The organism is Microcoleus sp. FACHB-831, from assembly GCF_014695585.1.
Taxonomy (GTDB): domain Bacteria; phylum Cyanobacteriota; class Cyanobacteriia; order Cyanobacteriales; family FACHB-T130; genus FACHB-831.
Window position 1 is genome coordinate 19,979 of the sequence record NZ_JACJON010000010.1, and the last position, 18,277, is coordinate 38,255.

At 45.3% G+C, this 18,277-nt stretch carries 18 protein-coding genes; 7 read left to right on the plus strand and 11 right to left on the minus strand.

Annotation, left to right across the window (positions count from 1 at the left end):
- Positions 1-36: 36 nt before the first annotated feature.
- Entirely contained in the window at positions 37-1,611 is a 1,575-nt protein-coding gene (gene dndC / locus H6F77_RS00810; protein ID WP_190484357.1) for a DNA phosphorothioation system sulfurtransferase DndC, read from the minus strand.
- A gap of 87 nt (positions 1,612-1,698) precedes the next feature.
- On the opposite strand from dndC, the gene H6F77_RS00815 reads away from it, so the two are divergent.
- Positions 1,699-2,856, plus strand: coding sequence for a DNA sulfur modification protein DndB (locus tag H6F77_RS00815; protein ID WP_190484360.1), 1,158 nt, complete (start codon positions 1,699-1,701; stop codon positions 2,854-2,856).
- 26 nt (positions 2,857-2,882) lie between these two features.
- Here the strand turns inward: H6F77_RS00815 and H6F77_RS00820 are convergent, their stop codons facing one another.
- From H6F77_RS00820 to ndhC, 8 genes are all read right to left on the minus strand, one after another.
- Entirely contained in the window at positions 2,883-3,374 is a 492-nt protein-coding gene (locus tag H6F77_RS00820; RefSeq protein ID WP_514131581.1) for a DNA phosphorothioation-associated protein 4, read from the minus strand.
- Between the two features lie 171 nt (positions 3,375-3,545).
- Complete coding sequence (locus H6F77_RS00825) at positions 3,546-5,501, minus strand: DUF3370 family protein (protein ID WP_190484363.1); 1,956 nt, start codon at positions 5,499-5,501, stop codon at positions 3,546-3,548.
- Positions 5,502-5,820: 319 nt separating this feature from the next.
- Positions 5,821-7,881 carry an AAA family ATPase gene (locus H6F77_RS00830; protein ID WP_190484365.1) on the minus strand — a complete coding sequence of 687 codons (2,061 nt, stop codon included), beginning with the start codon at positions 7,879-7,881 and terminating at the stop codon, positions 5,821-5,823.
- On the minus strand, positions 7,878-8,051 hold the full coding sequence (locus H6F77_RS00835; protein WP_190484368.1) for a hypothetical protein: 174 nt from the start codon (positions 8,049-8,051) through the stop codon (positions 7,878-7,880). The genes H6F77_RS00830 and H6F77_RS00835 overlap by 4 nt, the downstream gene beginning before the upstream one ends.
- Before the next feature lie 187 nt (positions 8,052-8,238).
- Positions 8,239-9,639 (minus strand): DNA phosphorothioation system restriction enzyme, encoded by a 1,401-nt coding sequence (locus H6F77_RS00840; protein WP_375335908.1) that lies wholly within the window; start codon positions 9,637-9,639, stop codon positions 8,239-8,241.
- 334 nt (positions 9,640-9,973) lie between these two features.
- A complete protein-coding gene (locus H6F77_RS00845; RefSeq protein WP_309228779.1) occupies positions 9,974-10,474 on the minus strand; it encodes an NAD(P)H-quinone oxidoreductase subunit J in 501 nt (166 codons plus the stop codon).
- Positions 10,467-11,213 carry an NADH dehydrogenase subunit K gene (locus H6F77_RS00850; protein WP_242021807.1) on the minus strand — a complete coding sequence of 249 codons (747 nt, stop codon included), beginning with the start codon at positions 11,211-11,213 and terminating at the stop codon, positions 10,467-10,469. The genes H6F77_RS00845 and H6F77_RS00850 overlap by 8 nt, the downstream gene beginning before the upstream one ends.
- Positions 11,210-11,572 carry a photosynthetic/respiratory NAD(P)H-quinone oxidoreductase subunit C gene (gene ndhC / locus H6F77_RS00855; protein ID WP_190484380.1) on the minus strand — a complete coding sequence of 121 codons (363 nt, stop codon included), beginning with the start codon at positions 11,570-11,572 and terminating at the stop codon, positions 11,210-11,212. Before ndhC ends, H6F77_RS00850 begins: the two co-directional genes overlap by 4 nt.
- A gap of 217 nt (positions 11,573-11,789) precedes the next feature.
- Between ndhC and H6F77_RS00860 the strand changes: the two genes are divergently transcribed.
- From H6F77_RS00860 to H6F77_RS00885, 6 genes are all read left to right on the plus strand, one after another.
- A complete protein-coding gene (locus H6F77_RS00860; RefSeq protein ID WP_190484382.1) occupies positions 11,790-12,125 on the plus strand; it encodes a rubredoxin in 336 nt (111 codons plus the stop codon).
- An 80-nt stretch (positions 12,126-12,205) separates the two neighbouring features.
- Positions 12,206-13,210, plus strand: a complete 1,005-nt coding sequence (locus tag H6F77_RS00865; protein ID WP_190484385.1) for a photosynthesis system II assembly factor Ycf48 — start codon at positions 12,206-12,208, stop codon at positions 13,208-13,210.
- A gap of 150 nt (positions 13,211-13,360) precedes the next feature.
- On the plus strand, positions 13,361-13,609 hold the full coding sequence (gene psbE / locus H6F77_RS00870) for a cytochrome b559 subunit alpha (RefSeq protein ID WP_190484388.1): 249 nt from the start codon (positions 13,361-13,363) through the stop codon (positions 13,607-13,609).
- A 48-nt stretch (positions 13,610-13,657) separates the two neighbouring features.
- A complete protein-coding gene (gene psbF, locus H6F77_RS00875) occupies positions 13,658-13,792 on the plus strand; it encodes a cytochrome b559 subunit beta (RefSeq protein ID WP_190484390.1) in 135 nt (44 codons plus the stop codon).
- Between the two features lie 9 nt (positions 13,793-13,801).
- Positions 13,802-13,924 carry a photosystem II reaction center protein PsbL gene (gene psbL, locus H6F77_RS00880; RefSeq protein WP_190484393.1) on the plus strand — a complete coding sequence of 41 codons (123 nt, stop codon included), beginning with the start codon at positions 13,802-13,804 and terminating at the stop codon, positions 13,922-13,924.
- A gap of 46 nt (positions 13,925-13,970) precedes the next feature.
- Complete coding sequence (locus tag H6F77_RS00885; protein ID WP_190484396.1) at positions 13,971-14,090, plus strand: photosystem II reaction center protein J; 120 nt, start codon at positions 13,971-13,973, stop codon at positions 14,088-14,090.
- 102 nt (positions 14,091-14,192) lie between these two features.
- Here H6F77_RS00885 and psaI read toward each other — a convergent pair whose 3' ends face one another.
- Together psaI and H6F77_RS00895 are read right to left on the minus strand one after the other, a co-directional pair.
- Positions 14,193-14,309, minus strand: coding sequence for a photosystem I reaction center subunit VIII (gene psaI, locus H6F77_RS00890; protein ID WP_190484399.1), 117 nt, complete (start codon positions 14,307-14,309; stop codon positions 14,193-14,195).
- 177 nt (positions 14,310-14,486) lie between these two features.
- Positions 14,487-18,239 carry a hypothetical protein gene (locus tag H6F77_RS00895; protein WP_190484402.1) on the minus strand — a complete coding sequence of 1,251 codons (3,753 nt, stop codon included), beginning with the start codon at positions 18,237-18,239 and terminating at the stop codon, positions 14,487-14,489.
- Positions 18,240-18,277: the final 38 nt, after the last annotated feature.

Sequence of the window (18,277 nt, forward strand, 5' to 3'; positions counted from 1 at the left end):
CCTACGAGGCGGGTTTTGTCTGTATAGCCGCGATTTTTAATCGTCTGGTGATGTATCCTCTGAATTTTTAGCTTGGAATTTGTAGTTTGCCCAAGTTAGTTGTTTAACTGCTGCAACGTCGCCAACACCCGCTGCATTTTTTAAGTCGCGTTTGTAATGGGCGTTAGCGATCGCTTCTTGCTTGGTGCGAGAACTTGTCTCAAAGCACTTCTCCAAAGCATCATAAATGCCATTTCGCCGCGCCCTTGTCCGATATTGGCGTTCTGTATCTAAAAGTTTCGCCATCAATTCTAGATGCATGGCATCATCGTTGCAGATTTCTTCTAGTACAGTCCATTCATCCCAGCCTAGTAGACTGTCGCCAGCACCAGGGCGCGGATCTCGGAAAACATTACCAGTTACTTCCCTATAAATGCGAGGCAGACTATCATCAAACTCGTGTTTGTCTTCTAGCCAAATGCGACGAATTTCACTAAGTTCTGCTGTGGTAATTAGGCTAATATCGCGCACATATTCTGGCCCATTTCGCTGGATTTCTGTTTGAGCTTCCAAAACTTTTTTAAGCCAAGTTTCCCGCCATTCTTTAGTATAAGGGCCAGGAATTGGTTCAACTTTGGTTTCACCATTGACATTGCGGTTAAAAAGTTGGACACTACCCCATATACGGCGGAAGTCTCTCTTGTCACGATCGTCCTCAACATCTAATTCATTGCGGATATCGAGTAGAGGCTGCATCCATTCTTTCTCCTCGTCATTCTGGATCATCGCCTCCATAGATTTATCCTGGTTCACCAATGTGCAAACCCAGCACCCAAAGCGAGAATCGCCACAGCTAGGGGTAGAGGTATCGACAACTAATGGGCATTCATTATCTGCCGTCGCACCCCGATACATGGCAAATAAGTCTTTGTTATTTTGTCCCCAAGGGTTCTGCCACTGCATTAAATAAATCCATACTTCATCATTACGCCAATCTTCGATAGGAGTGTATATGAGCGAGTTGGGCAAGCTGGAATTAGGGCTAAGGCGCTCGCGCACCCTACCGATTCTATGCTTTTCCATGGTGGCAGCCCGTTTGCTGCTTTCAGCCTTGCGAGTACCTAGCACAAGAATTGTTTCACCACTAGCTCGAACCATCTCGCGGATGAAGCGATTAGCTGGATTAATCTTTAAGCGCTGCGTACACCAACGAAACTGGTTCCGAGGTGCTGGGTAGCCCTTACCTATAAGGTTTACCCAGAAGGTATCTTGAATTTCTGGATAAAGCAGATGGGGTTCAATCGGCATTTCTTGCTCTTGAGCAGCAGTCTTCATCCGCTCTAATGACTTGCGTACCCATGCCGAAACTATGGGGTTTTCTACTAGCGTGTCTGTTGTAATTACATGGATGGTTTTGGTTCTTTTTTCTGGTGGAAGGGCGGCGATCGCATCCCATATTAGCTGCAATACTGTGCCACTGTCTTTCCCTCCACTCCAGCCGATTAGCCAGGGTATATCATCTAGACAGTATAATTCTTGGATTTCTTTTGTTAGTGTTTGTATATCTTCCACTAGCTCGTTAACGCTACGCTGACTCCGATTTTTATCGTTTGCCGCTTGTTCTGTTGTCATGACTAATTCCCAAATATACAATATTAGCTTATAATATTTGATTGACTTTATAACTGTCTTCAGTTTATTTATACGGGTAAACTTTGTATGGATGAAACTAATAAGTCGAGATATCCGCTGGATGGCTTGCTCGATCCGTACTTCTCGAAATATTACCGTAAAGCTGGGTGCTATCCAGGGCTGATTTTTCAGCAGGGGATGCGGACTATGCTGCAAATAAATATACCTGCTAGAGAATTGATCACCTTTTTGCAAGCCACTCCATCGACTGCCAACGATCCCAATTCCGGCAAAAATCGTCCTATTCACAAGCCTCATGTGGAGCAAATTAAAAAATATGTTCTTGAACGTGCTAGAGCAGGAAAGCCCTGGATTTTAGGCACAATTACAGCCAATGTAGATCCTAAACTTATTGAAGTTATCGATTTGGGTAGAGGTATTTGCTTAGTTGTTATTCCCAATGACGTGTCACTAGATATTACTGATGGGCAGCATCGTCATAGTGCCATCGATGATTTGGCAAGAGGAAGTGAAAAGCACTTAATTCTTGATGCTGAATTTCCTATTACTCTAGTTTTAGATGGGAATGAGCGACAGTGCAAAACAGATTTTCGCGATATGGCTCAAACCGAACCTTTACCTAAATCTTTGTTAGTGTCTTTTGGGGTTGTGGGTTGTGATTGGATTACTCAAGAGTTAATCGAGCGAGTGCCAATGTTTCCGGGAAAAACTCACAAAATAAAAGCTTCTCCTGGCGCTGATTTCATTTACACAAGCAAATATGTAGCAAAAGCTGTAAGTTGTGCTTTCACAAACGAGCCAAGTGCTGAACTTTTAGAGTACGACATTGAGTCATCAGTGGGGGCATTGACTGAGTGCTTTAATCAATTTTTCTCAGAATGCAGCCATACAAAGTACATTTTTGAGAAAGAGGCTAAGGAGTTAAAGCCGGATGAGATTAGTGCTTTTAAAGATAACTGTGTACTTGGCTTGAGCGTTGGGCTAGAAATTTTGGGTAAGTTGTTGTACTGGGCTTACGACAAAGACAAGAATTATTTTGATACTGAGAAAGTCTCAAAAATTGCTCAACTTGATTGGACACGAGAAAGCGCTCTCTGGCGTAATAATATTGTTAGAGTTGATCCTAACCCTAGAAATCCAGCCAATCCCTACAAAATATCTGCTGTGGCAAGTGCTGTAAGAACAGCAGTTAATGCAGCTAGAGATGAACTGGCATTTATGTAGAGCGTTACTTTTGATTCTAAGTAAATTTAAGACAGGAATTTGCTTAGATCAAACTCATCTTCTTGCAGCTCTTGCTTTTCTCGCTCCAAACTTAGAAGCAAGAGCATTCTCTCTGAATAATCTGCTGCCCCGATCAACTCTTCTCGCAAAATTTCCAGCCCCCCGTTAGCATACTCCTCAAAAATTTTGATACGCTCCTCTTCACTATTTTCGTCATACTGTAAAATTTGAGTATCTTTGGTATTTATAACTGCTAACAAATTAATTATGTAATCGTATCTCTTTGCAGCAAATATATCTTGTCTAATTGGATCTATACTTTTCGCTACTTGCGTTAGAGAAATACGCTTGTTATGCTTCGCTCCTAATGCAGCAGCAAACACCAGCACATCAGCATAAGTCTGGAAAGGCCCAGTTGTGTCAGATGAAACTATTAAAGCTTTTACCAATTCAGCCTTATCTTTAGCAACCTTAATCCTGCTATTGTCAGCCATTATTTTAATATCTAATTTATTCAACTACTGTATAAATTTTTTCAGCTCTCGCGAGCGCTCTTACAATCCAAAAATTTACAGTTTAGGTACATTATACTTAAACTGTAAATATATGGCTATATAAACCATAGCTCAATAAGCTTTTAAAGGAAAAGCGATCGCCGAGCTTTGCAATTAATTATTATTGATATCTGGCTAGGATGATTTTGCTGTTTTCACAGTTAAAACCTGTGGGGGAGTAGAGTCAGGAGGATAAAGAAAATCGACCTGTACAACCCTGCGATCGCCGGGGGGCATATTAAGCGTAACTAATGGCGATCCTGGTTGTCCGCGTCGCTGTACGAAATGCACCATTGATGTTTGCTCTTGTCCCTTATCATCTTGATAACGCACCCTCACAGTACCTCGAAAAAATACCTGTTTATCGCGCGGATTTAAGAACAAAAGTCTATCAGTTCCCCCCTTATCTTTTAAGGGTGTTTGTATCGACAAAGTAACTGTTTGCTGCTGATTGGTATCGTTCTTTAGTGGTAAAGTTAGATTGTACTCCACACCATAGTTACTATGGGCGAAATAAGCAGTATCGGCATACCGCTTTAGCATCTTAGCACTTTGAATTTGACCCGTACCAAGCGTAATTAAATGCACCGTACCTATAGGATAGGAAAATGCGCTTTCCGGCTGGGGAATAGTTAGATTATCCGCATTAGAATTATCTGTAACTAACGCTTTCCACTGCGCCCCTTCAGAGACACCAGCCACGCGGCCAAAAATCGTCGGTTCTGTGGGAGGCTCGAGAGGAGTCGGAGTTTCACCGCGAGGTTTTGCTAAACCACCCGCATCTAGCAATCTTTGCCATTCATTTAAGTTGGGTTCCCTGTAAGTACCATTGCTATTTTGGGGTGCTTTCATCGCCAAATTAGCAACATAAACCGCTCCATCGCTTGACAAGCGCATCATCGTGGAACGACCGTTAGAAGCAGGGGCGCTAGCAATAGGAATCGGCTGATTCATTAACATCTGGCTTTGCTTTGGTGGAATCACCAGTTGAGCCGGAAATTTTTCTTGCCTGACTCCCCGCATGATATTATTCATAGTGCGATCGCCAGGGCCAGAATAAACTGTACCTCTGGAATTTTCCACCATATCCGGCAATGAAATAAACGGCGCTTCCGGAGTACCAAGATAACTGGCAGCCTGCAATACTTGGACTGTAACGGGTTTATCATTGGGATTGTGTACGATAATTCCCTGATAAAGCGGGCGCGTTTGCGATGCATTTTCTGCTCTAGCAATGTGGTGAGAAAATAGATCGAATCGTCCCTGGAAGGGGAAGTTTAAATGCGCTTCCGGTACTTGTTTACCTGTTGGCGGGAAGGTAGAAAGTAAAATTCCTTCGCTTTGTATTAATTCTGGATTATTACTATTAAATGTAGGAATTGTATCGAGTTTTCCAGGCAGACGGCGCACTTGTTGGGGGTGTACTTCCACTCCAGCAATGTACTGCGGCGGTACGGCATAAATGTTTAAGGCGCGACACATTAATGTTGCCACTTCGCCTCTAGTAGCGGTTCGATTTGGATTGAGTTGTTTGATGTTGGGATAGTTGACAACCATGCTAGCAATTGATGCCGCCGCGATCGCATTCTTTGCATAGCCAGGAATCTGCGCTGCATCGTTAAAATATTGCCCCAAAACCGCTGTAGGATTTTCCGGTATGCTGTAATTCATCGCACCAGCTAGGACGCCTATAGCTTGCGATCGCGGTATTGGCTGGCTTGGTTGGAAAAGCCCGCCTGGATAGCCTGAAAAAAATCCCCGTCTGTATGCGTCTTGAGTCGCCTTGTAAGCCCAGTGAGTAGCGGGCACGTCTTTGAAGCTAGCCGCGCTGCGCTTTATTGGCGCGTTAGGAAACGCATTCAGCATCAAGACGGCAAACTCAGCGCGGGTGATGGTAGAGTCGGGACGAAAGCTGCCATCCGGGTAGCCACTTACTAGCTTTCGCGGTGCCATCTGGCTGATGCACTCTTTCCCCCAATGGCTTTGAATGTCAGTAAAGCCGGGAGTGCTGGGCGGTGAGAGACTCACTAGGGAAACAAACAAAATTGAACTAACTGACGGGTTTGCCAAAACTGTGAGAGATTCCACCATTAAAAAGCTTCAATGTCAACGAAATTCTTTGAAGCATTTTTGGGCAAATTTGTTGCCAGATGCTTTTTCATTGGGTAGCGACTGTTCCAGCAGCGATCGCTCCTACTGTAAAAAAGCAACAAGCTTGGTAAATTTTACCAAGCTTGTCAATTTAATATTTATATTAAACCATAATTAATAGAGAGTGTCAAGCAAATTTATAGGCAATCTTTTACAAACATTTCTATCGCTCATAGCCCCCCTTTTTAAGGTAAATCTCTCAAAAGCCTCCGTTAATGACGCGGTTGGGGGGACTTCAGCTTCCCCCAAAAACACACAATCAAAAATCTGAAACTTCCTGAATTTCAGTATATTCAAAATCATTAGGGCTTTGCTTCACCAAAGGATAGTTATTGCCAAATCTCTCAATAGAATCTTCCTGGCAATCAGCCTTAGAAGAATAATAAGTTAACACATACTCCTTACCAATTCTATTCTCCATTTCATCGGCAACTTCGCCGCGCCACTGAGTCTTAGTCACCAAAACCACCAACTGATTCGCCAATTCCGGAATAGTCTTAGCAATTTGCCGCCGATAAAGTTCATCCAAACTACCAAACGGAGAATCCATCACAATCGGAAACGTACTGCTATCAGGAACCATCATTTCCTCTTTACTCCACTCGCGCACCCTGTCAATAATGCCACCAATAAACGATAAACTGAGGATCTGATTCTCCCCCGTACTTGCTGCAACCTGCGCCTCGTATCCTGATGTATTTTCTATAAGTGTAAGCTCGTATTTATCGCTTAATTTGGGTAAATAAGGCTTAAAAGAGATAGAGGAAAAAATTTCTTGCACGCGCTTCTCCAACTGCACGCGAAAATGTTTATCTAAGCGCAATCTAAATTCAGTTAACCGCTCAATAGCATCCTGAGTTGCAGCAATGCGTCGCTGGGTAAGTGTTTGCCTTGCCTCGTTCATTTCGTGCTTAGAAATTTGCTTGCCAAGCAAGTCAATTTCGCTCTTAGCGTCAGCAATTTTCTGCTTATTTTCCCCCTCCTCTAAAGTTAGCTCCCGGATTTTTGCGTCGATTTCATCTAAGCGCTTTTGTAGATTGCGAATCTCCTCGCTCGGATCTTTTCTTAGCTGCTCCCGAATGTTATCCAACTGCGTCTCAATTTGAGAAATTTCTTGTCTTAATTGTTGGATGTTAGCTTGCTCGCGATCAACTTCTTCCCAAAATAAGGGCGCTTGTTTATCTATTTCATCAACCTGTGCGCTCATGCGTATAGCTGTTTCTTCGACTGCGGCTATCCCGGCTTTATCTAGCCAGTTTCTTACGGTTTCGTGGGGGTGGGTTCCCTCGTGCAACTCCGATCCGCAAATACAACGTTGTTGGTTTAGCAATTCGCTGACAAATTCTCGCGAAATTCCAGTAGTTAATTGCCCTTTCTGTTTTAAATCGTTGACGAGCAAGCGGAATGCTGATGTTGTATCTGAAAGTAAAACGGTATATGCTCTTGTAGAAATAGCGCGTTGCAGGGTTTCTTTACTTTGTTTGAGTTTATCTCGATTTGCTGATTTCTGCGCTTCTAGTTCTTTGCGTCTTTCTTCTAAATCTTTAGCGCCGCTGAGTTCTCGCAAACGGTTGCTAGTTTCTTTTTTAAGAGTTTCTTGGTTAGCTAATTCACCGCTTATTTCAAGTTGACGATTGGATAAGCGATCGCTCTCTTTTTCTAGTTTATCTTTACTATTCAATAATTTTTGAGTTTGCACATCGCCAATTATCTTTAATTCCTCTTCCAGGATTTTCTTAGTATCTCCCAAATGTCGGATAGAACGATTTACAACTTCAACCCCCAGCATGGTTTTAGTAGCTTCGGCAATTTCAATTTTATTATCAGAGCGAACAATCCGCTCAATCCGCTCTCCATCAAAGAAAAAATACTGATGCAGACTTTCAGGTAAAATTCTGCCAATAATATCATCTGGCTGTTGTTGTGGTAATTTCCACTTACCATCATCTCCAGCAATCTGCATATATAACTTACTTTCGCCTTGCTGGAGGGTTTCGCCTTTGTAACCCAAACACTGGCGTTTAGCTCGATAGCACTTGCCATCATGCTCCCAAATAATTTCCACCCAACATTCAATAGTATCTCCGGGTTTTGCTTCGGCGATCGCTCTCTTATTTACCAAGTGTTCTTCTGAAGCAAAAGCAGCACTAAATTTTTCATAAAGCACCCAAGTAAATGCATTTAAAAGCGTCGTCTTACCCGCACCATTATTACCGTGAATAATAGTAGTATTGCGCTCCTCTCCCATAGACAGCAAAATCTCAGGAGTCTTGCCATAAAAACAACGAAAATTACACAGCTTGATGGAAGTTAGCTTCATCGCACAGCTTCCTTAACAATAGCCAGAATATCATCATTAATATAGCGGGGAATCTTCATATAAAGCTTATCCTTTTCAGCCTGTTTTACCCGCTCAATAATTTGCCTCACCTCTGGCGGAGCAGAAGTAATCGGCTCTTGTACATAATGCATATTGAGTTCGTTACTCATTGGTTAACACCCCGCAGCTTCTCTGGATTTTATCTAATTTAGCGATAAACTCACATCTTGTAACAAACCTAACCTCTCAACCCTCTTAAGAGCAAGAGAAGAAAATGAAATTCTCGACTCCATCCTGCAAATCTTTACCTGGTAAGCACTAGAGGAGGCACAACCTCCCCTTCCTCGTTTTCCCCCATCAAATACCCAACAACCCATACCGCTTCTGTAAATCCAATAGTTTTACCCTAGCTTCTCCAGCGTTATCAGCTAAATCTGCAAACTCCACAAATCGCCGCAACTCCTTTCTGAGCAAATTTCGCTCTACTTCCAAAGCTTCTCTATCTAACTCTGGTGGTAACACTATCATGTCAAATAAAGTAGCGCGTTCCTTACCAGGATGAGGACGCAAAATTCTTCCCCGCCGCTGAATAAATTGGCGCGGATTGCTACTACTTGCCAAAATTACAGCAGTTTTAATTGCTGGAATATCCACTCCCTCATCCAAACAGCGAATTGCTACTAATCCCTGCAACTCTCCTGTTTCAAATTGCTGCCGCAATATCTCTCTTTCTGCTAAAGGTGTCTGCGCTGTATATGTACTAACTCGATAACCTAGTTCAACATCTAAAATATCTGCGACTGCTTTTAATTGTCGTCGCGCTTCTACGGAACCATCCCCGCAATAAAATAGGGTGTGATTAGTATCCAGCCGCTTGCTCATTAACTGTTTTAATGCTGTTAGTTTATTAGCGGCGGCGGCGATTAATCTAGAGCGCTCAATTAACAACGGTTTGAGTTTTTCACTCGTGTCGCCGTCTAGCTCGATTTCAGCTCCATCTCGTTTTTGAAATAGCAGCGCCCTGCCAATTTTTCTGGTTAACTTTATGTATGCGCGGCTTTCGGTTTCTGTTAATTCTACCAAAATGGGATAGTAGAGATAATGCACTAACGCACCTTGTTTAATGGCGTCCCCAAGGCTGAATTCTGGTTTTAATATTTCGCCAAAATAATCAAATAAGGCTTGCGTACCATCTTCATCAAAATGTCTTTCTGGCGTTGCTGACAACCCCAGCCGCAACCCTACATTTCGCGGTAAACTTTCTTCGGGACGCCGCGCCCCTAAATTATGCGCTTCGTCCCCTACAATTAGAGTTTTTTCTGGTAAATATTTCAGTTGAGATTGCAACCCACCGCTCATCAATGTACTGTTAGTGGTAACGATTGCTAAAAACCTCTGCTTGCCAGAACGCACGTTGTACAGTTGCGTTGATAGCTGACTCTGCCAAGTGCGTAGATTTTCAAAGGCTAATACTGGCTGTATGCCAAATTTTTCACATTCTCTCGCCCACTGCGCTACTAAATGTCGGTATGGGCAGACTACGAGCAATACTTGCAAGCCAATTTTATTGTAGAGTTCCGTAGCGATCGCCAGCGCCGTTATAGTCTTCCCACTCCCCGTCGCCATCTTCAGCGTACCCCTGCCTTTGTTAGCAAACCAGCTTGCTATGGCTTCGTGCTGATATTGCCTTAACTCAAGGTATGGCGGCATTTTGGGATATCCAACTGCGTCGCTATTCACTTCCCCCAGATGCACCATACAATCCCATTATCTTCGCAGGTAAGCATCTATTGTATTAGGGGGGTGCATCGCTTTTTATCGTATTCACCCAAGCTTTATCCAATCTTCTATTTATTTGTCTAATTAATTTACAACTGACTATATATGGGCGCACCTTCTCCATTGTTCTATTATATGTAAATAACAGAGTAAGAAAAGTAATATTTTATACAAAATATTTTATTTAAAAAACTCTAGCGATCGCGTGTTGTTGCATATTACGCATTAAAAAATTAAGCACCCACTTAGAAAAGTGAGTGCTTAAGCGAAGTAAAAATTGTTTCTTTTGCCTTTTGCCTGCTACATTCTGCCTTTAATAAGCATCCTGCAACTCGTAGAAGTCCGGCGAGACATAATCTTTCCGCAAAGGATATCCCATCCAATCTTCCGGCATCAAAAGCCGCTTCAGATTCGGGTGCCCTTCATAGACAATGCCAAACATATCAAAAGCTTCCCGCTCTTGCCAGTCCGTCGTCTTCCAGATCCAGTACAAAGAAGGCACTCTCGGATCTTCTCGCGGCAAAAACACCTTCACCCGAACTTCTTCAGGACGATCAGCATTATCGCTTAACTTGATCAAGTGGTAGAAGCTGACCAAGTTATCTCCAGGGCCAGCATCATAGCCACCTTGACACTGAAGATAATTGAAACCGTAGGCATAGAGGGCAGTAGCGATAGGAATCAAAAAATCCCGATCGACTTTAATTATCTCAACGCCAGAACGATCGGTCTCCAAAGACTCATGCTCAAACTCGTTTTCCGTCAGCCACTTGGAAACATTACCTGCTGTAACGATTTTAGCTTCTTCAGCCACGACGATCCTCCTGTTTTTCCTGTGCAGCAAGAGCCGGAGGAATTGGCATACCTACAGCCGCAGCAAGTTCAGCAGGCGGTGCTTGGCGGGATTCTGACTGTAAATATTTGCCAGTCAGGATGTCTGGCACAACTTTCATTTTGTGAGTAGTGCTGTAGTAGCGATGCGTTTGCTTCATGCGATCGCGCTCCTGCATGGAATCGTTGCCGATTTTCTTCCGCAGTTTAATAATCGCATCCATGATCGCTTCCGGGCGTGGGGGGCACCCAGGCAAATACACATCAACGGGAATCAGCTTATCCACGCCGCGCACCGTTGTAGGCGAATCAGCACTAAACATACCGCCAGTGATCGTGCATGCTCCCATAGCAATCACGTACTTAGGATCTGGCATCTGTTCGTACAGACGTACCAGTGCAGGCGCCATCTTCATCGTGATCGTGCCAGCGGTAATAATCAGATCCGCTTGCCTGGGGCTAGAACGCGGAATTAAACCAAAACGGTCGAAGTCAAACCTCGAACCAATCATCGCCGCAACTTCAATAAAGCAGCAGGCAGTTCCAAACAACAGCGGCCAGAGCGAAGAAAGGCGCGCCCAGTTGTAAAGATCGTCAACAGTTGTCAAAATGACATTTTCCGCCAAATCTTGAGTGACCTGTGGCCGCTCGCTCGGGTTGATAATCAGCTCTTTGAGCTGCCCGTCAGCGGTCACGTCTCCCGTCGTAATTTTAGAATTCATGACCATTCCAAAGCTCCTTTGCGCCATGCGTAGACAAGAGCGACCACGAGAATTGCAATAAAAATCAGGGCTTCAATAAAAGCCAAGAGTCCCAGGCGATTGAAAGCAACGGCCCAAGGATAAAGGAATACAGTTTCAACATCAAAAACTACAAATACCAAGGCGAACATATAGTAGCGGATGTTGAACTGAATCCACGCTCCCCCAATGGGTTCCATACCGGATTCGTAGGTGGTGCGACGTTCCGGGCCGCTCCCACTGGGTCGGAGTAGTTTGGCGGCAGTCAGCGCCAGGAAAGGAACGAGGCTGCAAGCAAGCAAGAAGCCTAGAAGATACTCATAGCCACTGAGGACAAACACGATAGTTAACTACCACTCAGCTGAAGGACTTGTGTTACTGGTTCTTTACATATTATAAAGGCGCACCTCTGCCACTCTTCTTCGCAGGGCACATATTTTACCTATAGCTTTGATATTCAATGCCAATGTGGGTTGACAGGCACGTAAAGAACTCTCACACTTATGCGATAATTTTTAACATAGATTTTAATATTGGCTTCTCAATTCTTTACAAGCCATGAGCAATCAAGCAGTTGATGCCAAACCGCTGGATCGGCACGAATGTCGAGCCTGTGGCTATATTTATGAGCCAACAAAGGGCGATGGCAAGAGCCAGGTTCCCGCCGGGACGCTATTTGAAGAATTGCCCGCTCGTTGGCGCTGTCCGATTTGCGGTGTGCCGAAATCGCAGTTTACAAACATTGGTGTGTCGGGTGCTCCCTCCGGATTCAAGGAAAATTTGAATTATGGGCTTGGCGTCAACCGCTTAACGCCAGGGCAGAAGAATATCCTGATATTTGGCGCTCTGGCTTTGGGTGTCTTGTTCTTTCTCAGTCTTTACGGCTTGCAATAAAACAGCCGGAGGCATGACAAACAGCCGACTTAGCACCATACCCGCCCGTTCTTCATTTCAAAGTGCCAGTTCTGGAGTTCATGGATTCAATTGTGAGATTTCTGAAACAAATTGTAATATTGCTGGTCGTTGCTCTATTTTGTGCCAGCTGTAGCAGCACCCCCTCAATGAGCAACAATCCCTGGCAACTCATTCAGGTGCCCACAAGCGCCAACTTGCAAGACATCGCTTTTACCTCAGACCCCAATCACGGCTGGTTGGTAGGTAGTGATTCCACAATTTTGGAAACCAACGATGGCGGCAAAACCTGGCAGTCTCGCGCCCTGGAACTGGAAGATCAGAAGTACCGCTTTACTTCCGTGAGTTTTAAAGGTGAGGATGGATGGGTTACTGGGGAGCCATCCATTTTGCTCCACACCACCGATGGTGGTAAATCCTGGTCTCGCATCCCCTTGAGCAGTAAGTTACCCGGTGCGCCCAATACGATTGTGGCTCTATCCGCCAACGAAGCTGAGATGACCACAAACGTTGGGGCAATTTATCGAACGGCTGACGGTGGTAAGACTTGGAAGGCGCTGGTGCAAGACGCAGTAGGCGTGTTTCGCAACCTAGATCGCTCTGCTGATGGTAAATATGTTGCGGTTTCCGCTAAAGGAAACTTCTACTCTATCTGGGAACCCGGTCAAAATTCCTGGGTACCGCATAACCGCAATAGCTCTCGCCGGGTCGAGAATATGGGATTTGGCTCAGATGGGCGGCTGTGGATGCTAGCGCGGGGTGGCCAGATTCAATTTAATGACCCCGAAAAACCAGATGAGTGGTTGGAGGCACAATATCCAGAGGTCTCCACTAGCTGGGGTTTACTAGATGTAGCCTATCGCACACCATCTGAGCTTTGGGTGACTGGTGGCAGTGGCAATTTACTGGCTAGTTTTGATGGTGGCAAAACCTGGCAAAAAGACCGCAATGTTGAGAATATACCTGGCAACTTGTACAAGATTATTTTTGTGACGCCCGAACAAGGATTTATCATTGGACAGCGCGGTATTTTGCTCAAATATGAAGGGGCAACGCAAGCAGCTTGATGGATAATATTTAATAGTTATTTGTCAGTTGCCCGTTGTTAGTTGGCTGTTGAGTGTTGAGTGCTGCCCCCAACAAGGAAGCACTATATAGCTAACCCCAACTCCACCCATGAATTTTGACCGCTAAGTGTTAATAGAGGAGGAATCTGAATGTCAGGTACTACTGGAGAGCGTCCGTTTTCGGATATTATTACGAGCATTCGTTACTGGGTGATTCACAGCATTACAATTCCAGCTTTGTTTGTTGCAGGCTGGCTATTTGTTAGCACAGGTTTGGCCTACGATGTTTTTGGGACGCCCAGACCCAATGAGTATTTCACGCAAACTCGCCAAGAATTGCCGATCGTGCAAGACCGTTTTGAATCTAAGCAACAAATCGAGCAATTTATCGAAAAGTAGATACGCCGATTTAACCCCTTGTGTGTCGTTTAAAAGTAGTGGCAAATTATGACTAGCAATACGCCAAATCAGCCGATTTCATATCCAATTTTTACCGTTAGATGGCTAGCAGTGCATACTTTGGCTGTGCCAACGGTATTTTTCTTGGGGGCGATCGCGTCCATGCAATTTATTCAACGTTAGGAGAAAAATATGGCAGAGCGTCCTCGCAACCCTAATGCCCAACCGGTTGAACTAAACCGGACTTCACTATTCTTGGGCTTATTGTTGGTTTTTGTTCTCGGCATCCTGTTTTCCAGTTATTTCTTTAACTAACTGGGTTTGACTGCATTAGCGTTTCAATAATTAGGAGGGAAAAGCTGTGTCTGGAGGTGGAAGAATCCCATTGTGGGTGGTAGCAACCGTCGCCGGTTTGGGTGTAATTACAGTGCTAGGCATTTTCTTTTATGGTGCCTACGCTGGTCTAGGTTCATCTTTGTAGTAGTTCTGACTGCTCCCATCTGGCGCCAAACATAATTTGTAGCCAAAGAAAAACGACCTGTCTGCATGAGACAGGCCGTTTTTTAGTTAAGTCAGTTTACGGTTAAATCCCTCTGGGGTCTTCGTGTTCGACGTAAAGGAAAAGGAAAGCCATTGCTAGCGCAGGGAACACCAACCCAGTCAGGGGAACCAAAATTGAAGGTAAAAATGAAGCTGCCATTACAAAATTTCCTATTTTTATTGGACAATTTCAAGATTGACTGTACCCCCCAAGGCGCCCCAAATAACTGACTTCTAAAAATTTGTAACATTTCCCACCCCTGTAGGGGATAGTGGGGTTCGGTACAAAGTTAGCTTTCGATCCCCACTTCCCAGGGCTGCTTTTAAGGACTCTCAGTTAATCCTCAAACTCATCAAGGTTCATTCCAGGCACGTCGGGGGGAAGAACTACACGGTAAACGCTGACTTTATGGCTTTCCCGCTGGTTGTATATATCAACCGCGATCGCCTCAAACCCGATCTCCACGCTGCCAAAGGGTACGGGTAACTGAGTCACCGTCTCCATATAGCCTGAAGTATTGGGCGTAAAATCCATCAACCAGCGCGGCCCATCGAGGACAGAGCGAGATTGTCGGTCTTGAATCCACAGTTTGACACCAGTCCTAGCAACAGTTGCAGGCAATTTTACCCATACTGTCACCTGTTCCCCAGCTGTGAGTTCGCCAGACGGCACCATAATTTCCGGTGTCGGTACGGGGATATATTCAAACACCTGGATAGGTAGCGGTTGTGATAAGGGTTGCTGCATCTGAGGTTGCCCCCCAGAAGCTTGTAGAGCTGGCAAAGACAGATCGTCGTCTACCACAATTTCACCACCCCATAAGTCCGCGCTGACATCACCTAGAGGCAGCGGTTCTGGTTCCGCCGCGATCGCTGTTTCCCACTCTTCTGCTGGCTCCAGGTCCTCTGTAGACCCAGAACCGTAATCTAAATACCTATCTGGAAACAGCTCGCTAATCAATGCCTCAGCGTCACCTAAGTCGGTATCAGGAAACATATCGTCTGCGGTGGGATCGGCCTCATCTGGCTCCTGCTCCTGCTCCTCCATCAATAATTCAGGTTCAGGTTCAGGTTCAGGTTCAGGTTCAGGTTCAGGTTCAGGTTCAGGTTCAGGTTCAGGTTCAGGTTCAGGTTCAGGTTCAGGTTCAGGCTGCACTTCCGGCTCTTCTATACTGTCCGCATCAGCTCCAAAAGCCTCACTAAAAAATGATTCGCTCTTGAGCCATTCTGACAACTCAGCATCGGTTGCTATAGTATTAAGCCGCCACCAAAAACGATCTTGCAGCCTCAACGCTTGAAACGAGTCCTCAACCGTACCAGGCTCCTGTGCAATTGGCTTGGCTACATCCTCTTGGGGTAGTTGAACCGAATCTTCAGAGCCTGCTGACTCCTCAACCAATTGGCGATCTAGGGCGCTAACGCCACTCTCAACCGCTTGTCCTTTCTCGTCGTATTCTGGAGTTTCAACCCCAACCGCTCCCACTTCACGCTCGCCTAACCCATCTCCTGATGCCGTATCCGCGCTTAGTGGCCAATAATTTGTATATATAGAGGCGGCTTCATTAGTAATTTGGTTTTCCCAAGGAGATTCCCCCAGAGCCTCCTCTACAGGTCTAGGCGTAAATTTAGGATCGAATACTCTGCCCATACTCGGGTAGGTTGTTCCCACATTTTGCCCGTTGGCTCCAAACTCTGAGGGAGGCTCAACTAAACTGTCTGTAGTATCTAATGAGTTTTGATTTATCCCGTCAGTGGGGAGCAACTTCATACTCTCCTCGACTGAAGGACTCCCCGCCTCTAAAGACGCGATCGCCTGCGGCTCCTCCTCCAAAGCTGGCGTTAGAGCTGGTGGATGCACTCCATGCTCGTTCCGCATTTCCATCGAGCCAAGGTCATCGTAGAAATCAACCATCTGGTTCCAGTTGTCTGGTGTAATCTCTGGCGCTTCAGGCTGGGGAATACTCTCGCTCGACTCTGAAACAAGGGTAATTGGTCTAGGTTTGGGAAGTTTCGGCAGTTGCAGAGATTTGGCTGCTTTTCTGATAGGAGCGGATTGATAAATTTGAGCTGGTAACGGCTTACTGGGCGCAGGCTCAAAAGATGGAGTATTTTTGGTTGCTTCTTCCAGGTTAATAAGATCCAGGTTCAAGCGTGTAGGTTCTTCATTCTCGCCCTGTAGTGATTTTTGCAGTTGAAGAGATGAGTTTTGTAGGGAAGAAGCATGGGCAGTAATATTTTGTAAGGGCAATCCATTTGTATCTAAATTTCTGGCTGAGGCAATAGCGTTTTGTTGCAAATCCTTCACCCCTTGAGTTAATGACGAAGAACTTTTTATGGTGATGGGGTCTGCTATTACCTTCTTTTTTTGTTTCGGTATGGTGCTGTCTGTTTTGGGTGCAGAGATCGCTCCGAGTAATTGCTGCAAATCAGCTGTAATGCTGAAGGGTTGCGTTGCCAATGACCTCCCGCGATCGTCTGCAAGCGTAACTTCTGCCAAAATCAAACGGATGCCGCAGTTTGCGGGAAGCTCAAAGCTAAAGCTAAACGGAAACGGCGGCACAGAGGGCGTTAATGGATGCCAACCTTCTAACAAAATTTGTGAGTTCTGCGGATCTCTTAACTTGTAGCGCAGCGCTCCTTTAAAAATAAAGCTACTAACGCTTTTATTGGCGCGATCGCCCACCCCATCAACATCCAAAATATCTACTTGCCCGCTCAATGTATGAGCCTCTCCTTGACGTGCCATGAGGTTTCCCTCATTTAAAGTCAAAACAAAGGCATATTGGCTGGCGTCTGATGTTGTTGATTGGTGAGGGTGAAATTCATCTAGTTTCTCTGCGGCTGTTGCACCTGTTAAACTTGTTCCTAAAAAGGCGTTTGTGGTAGGAGTAACAAGTTGTTTGGGCATTCCCTCAACAGCAGCAGATGCCAGATTTTCTCCGCGAGAAAATGAATCTGAATCGGCAGGTGGAGTTAACTCAAACTCTTCCCATACCGGGTCCATCAATTGCTGCAATATTTGTTCGGCCATCTGTCGCGATTGCTCCATCAGCTCGTTTGCTGACAGAAAAGGTGCTTTTTCGGGCACTTTCGCGAGTAGATTGCCTGTTTCGATGGTTTCCCCCTCAGTTGCCATGCTTTCGAGGGTTGTTTCTCTCATTTCAGTGCTATCCCCAGCAACTGATAGCGGTAGATTTGAGCGAAGTGACGGTAGATGCACTCCTCGCTGATTAGGAGCGATCGCCCAATTTTTTTTCTCTTGGAATGTTACCTGATTGTCTGATATTTCCTGTGAGGCAATTGCGGGCGTCTCATCCACATTATCCACACTCTGATTAGGAGCGATCGCCCAATTGTCTTCCTGTTGGAATGTTACCTGATTGTCTAGTATTTCCTGTGAGACAATTGCGGGTGTCTCATCCACATTATCCACACTCTGATTAGGAGCGATCGCCCAATTGTCTTCCTGTTGGAATGTTACCTGATTGTCTGGTATTTCCTGTGAGGCAATTGCGGGTGTCTCATCCACATTACCTTTAAGCTGATTAGAAGCGATCGGTTCCAACTCTTGCTCTGTCGAGCTTAGATCCTGGGATTTTTCATTTTGCTCTGGGGCGAAATTAAGTATAGTTTCAGACGCGATCGCCCCAGCTTTTTGCTCTTTCGATCCCTCAGCCGCCTGGTTTATCTCCTGTGCATCTGCTGGCGAGGCAACTGTTGGGGGCAAGGTCTCTCCGGGCTTTGGTAAAACCCGCAGCTGAAGGGCTTGCTGCCAAGCGTCGCCTAGCATATCAGACATGATATCGCCAGAGCAACGCAGATCCCAGATACCTGGTTTGATGTAGGTAAAGGGTACGATCGCAATTAAACCATCTGGGTTAGTGCGGCGCGATCGCTTCTGAGAACGGCGCTTGGGTGGATCTTCGTCTGTTGACTGATGGGTGATGCGAATTTCCACATCTGTGTTGGCACGGCTAGTGTGGCCAACTACCCGATATCGGCCTTCTTCAATTTCAACACTCGATGACGATTTTATGGAGCGCCAGGAGCGATCGCCCTCTCGCTGTAGTAAAAATTCCCAGGTATCCATAGGCTGACCGGAGTTGGTGAGTTTGGTAAGAGCCGAGT